The 2,720-nt window shown below is 62.3% G+C and carries 3 protein-coding genes; 2 read left to right on the top strand and 1 reads right to left on the bottom strand.

The genetic code is table 11. From position 1 onward, the window contains the following. The first annotated feature begins 1 nt into the window (after position 1). On the top strand, positions 2 to 394 hold the full coding sequence (locus G6O68_RS31535; protein WP_165253679.1) for a putative quinol monooxygenase: 393 nt from the start codon (positions 2 to 4) through the stop codon (positions 392 to 394). A 5-nt stretch (positions 395 to 399) separates the two neighbouring features. Here the strand turns inward: G6O68_RS31535 and G6O68_RS31530 are convergent, their stop codons facing one another. Beyond that, positions 400 to 1,302, bottom strand: a complete 903-nt coding sequence (locus tag G6O68_RS31530) for an AraC family transcriptional regulator (protein WP_165253677.1) — start codon at positions 1,300 to 1,302, stop codon at positions 400 to 402. A gap of 301 nt (positions 1,303 to 1,603) precedes the next feature. Between G6O68_RS31530 and G6O68_RS31525 the strand changes: the two genes are divergently transcribed. Then, the gene (locus G6O68_RS31525) at positions 1,604 to 2,581 is read left to right on the top strand and encodes an alpha/beta hydrolase (RefSeq protein ID WP_390625416.1); all 978 of its coding nucleotides are present in this window, start codon (positions 1,604 to 1,606) and stop codon (positions 2,579 to 2,581) included. Positions 2,582 to 2,720: the final 139 nt, after the last annotated feature.

The following is a 2,720-nucleotide window of genomic DNA, read 5'->3' as shown; positions in this document are numbered from 1 at the left end:
GATGGACGCGAAACGGTTGACGAGCATCGGGGGCGTGGTCCTGGCGTTGTGGTTAAGTGGCGTCGCCGTCGCCCAGGAGGCCCGCATGCCCTACGTTCGCATCGCCGAACTCGAAATCGACCCGGCCCGATTGGATGCCTATAAGGCGTCGGTCAAGGAGGAGATGGAGGCATCGGTCCGCGTCGAGCCGGGCGTCCTGGCCATCTACGCGGTCGCGGAGAAGGACCATCCGACCAAGGTCAGGTTCTTCGAGGTCTACGCCGACGAGGCCGCGTACAACTCGCACCGGGAATCCCCGCACTTCAAGAAGTACGTCGAGACCACCAAGGACATGATTAAGTCTCGGAAGCTCATCGAGACCGTACCCATCCAACTGAGCGACAAGAAGAAGTGAGGGCTTCAACCGGCGACGAGGCGGGCCCGCATCTGCTCGGCGTCTTCGGCGGGCGTCATCCCGAAAAGCCGCTTGAATTCCCGGCCGAACTGCGAGGCACTCTCGTAGCCGACCGCGTGGGCGGCCGTGCCCGCGTTGTAGCCATCGAGGGTCATGAGCGTCCTAGCCCGGTCGAGCCGGATGCGTTTCAGGTACTGAAGCGGCGAGCACGCCGTCACGAGCTTGAAGTGGTGGTGGAAGACCGACACGCTCATGCCCGCCATCTTCGCCATCTCCTCGGTCCCGAGCGGCTTCGCGTAGTCCGAGTGGATGTGCCTCAGGACGCGGGCAATCCGCGTGAAATGGTCGTCGCGACTCGCCATCGCGTAGAGGGCCCCGCCCTGCTCACCCCGGAGTACGCGATAGACGACCTCTCGCACCATCTGGCGGCCGAGGAGCCGGCTATCGACCGGGCACCTGAGGCATTCGAGGAGCCGGATGACCGCCCCGGCCAGCCCCGGATTCATCGCCGTCGAGGAGATGCCTCGCGGCGTCTCGCCCGAGAGGGGCGACGTCCCGTCAATTTCGAGGAGCATCTCGCCGACCATCGTCGCGTCGACGTCGATGTTGACCATGAGGATGGGCTTGCCGTCCTCCGTCTCGGCGTCGCATTCGGCGGGTAGCGGCACCGCGAGCACGAGGTAGTTGGCCGAGTCGTACTGGTAGGTCTCGCCCCCGAGATAGGCGTGCTTGCGGCCTTGCCCCACGACGATGATGTGCGGGCGATAGACCATCGGGGCACGCGGCACCGACCTCGAACCCTTGAAGACATGAACTCCTTCAATGCGGGTCGGCTGCAAACCTTCTTCCACGGCAATCTCGCCGAGAAGGCCGGCGAGACTCTCTCGGTAATTCGCTGACTCGTCCATCTTTGCTCCTCGCCTAACTCGATTTCAGTAGTATCAGGTTACCGTTAACGGCAATTCATGGGTAGATTCTTCGAGGTACAGGATAATTAGGCTAAAACTTCGGAGGAACGTTCCTTTCCCTTCGGAGCCGGCTGGCCTTTAATGGGAGTGAAGCCGAAGCGGGGCCTTTCGAGGCTCTTCGCTTGAGGGCCACCAAAGGAGACGACCCATGTACAAAGCCAATGCCTTCGCCACCGGAGCAAAGCTCCTCTCGGCCGTGCCCGCCTTCTTGGTCGGACTCACCGTGTTTTCATCAGAACTCATGGGGCAAGACATGAACAACGGAGCGGACAATTTTTACAAGAGCGACAAGGTGACCGTCGAGAAAGTCACCTTCAAAAATCAGTCCCGGATGAGCATCGCGGGCAATCTCTTCGTCCCCAAGGGCTCGAATCGGGACGCGAAGCTTCCCGCCATCGTCGTCGGGCACCCGATGGGGGCGGTGAAGGAGCAGAGTGCCAACCTCTACGCCACCAAGATGGCCGAGCAAGGATTCGTCGCCCTGTCCATCGACCTGCCGTACTGGGGCGAGAGCGAGGGGCAGCCACGCAACGTGGTCTCGCCGGAAGCCTATTCGGAGAGCTTCAGTGCCGCCGTGGACTTCCTCGGCTCTCGGCCGCTCGTCGACAAGGGTCGAATTGGGGCCATCGGGATTTGCGGCAGCGGGAGCTTCGTCATCAGTGCGGCGAAGATCGACCCGCGGTTGAAGGCCATCGCGACCGTCAGCATGTACGACATGGGTGCCGCCAGTCGTCACTCGCTCAAGAAGTCGATGACGCTCGAACAGCGAAAGAAGCTCATCGCCGAAGCCACGGCCCAGCGTGACGCCGAGTTCGCGGGCAGCGAGACGAAATACGTGGGCGGGACTGTGCACGAGCTGACCGAAAACACCGACCCCATCCAACGCGAGTTTTTCGACTTCTACCGAACGTCTCGCGGCGAGTTCACGCCGAAGGGCGGCTCGTCCGAACTGACCACGCATCCGACGCTGACCAGCGTCGTCAAGTTCATGAACTTCTATCCGTTCAACGACATCGAGACGATTTCGCCCCGCCCGCTGCTCTTCATCGCGGGCGAGAAGGCCCATTCCATCGAGTTCAGCGAGGACGCCTACAAGCTCGCCGCCGAACCGAAAGAGCTGCTCATCGTCCCGAACGCGGGGCACGTCGACCTCTACGACCGCGTGAACCTCATCCCCTTCGACAAGCTGACGTCCTTCTTCACTGAGCACTTGAAGTGACAAGGGAAGCTGGAAGGCTCGCCATGAGCAACTCACGACGAATCGCCCTCCTCGCGGCCGGCCTGCTGGCCGGGCTGACGGGCTGCGACGCGACTGGCCAGAAGCGAGCCGCCGTCGCCAGTTCGGAAGTCCACCGCGA

Source organism: Paludisphaera soli, from assembly GCF_011064595.1.
In the GTDB taxonomy this organism is placed as follows: Bacteria; Planctomycetota; Planctomycetia; order Isosphaerales; family Isosphaeraceae; genus Paludisphaera; species Paludisphaera soli.
This window is presented reverse-complemented; position numbering and strand designations above follow the sequence as displayed.

Coding starts and splice junctions, on each gene's coding strand:
- G6O68_RS31535 (WP_165253679.1), top strand. CDS start 2: ATGGACGCGAAACGGTTGACGAGCATCGGGGGCGTGGTCCTGGCGTTG.
- G6O68_RS31530 (WP_165253677.1), bottom strand. CDS start 1,302: ATGGACGAGTCAGCGAATTACCGAGAGAGTCTCGCCGGCCTTCTCGGC.
- G6O68_RS31525 (WP_390625416.1), top strand. CDS start 1,604: ATGGGGCAAGACATGAACAACGGAGCGGACAATTTTTACAAGAGCGAC.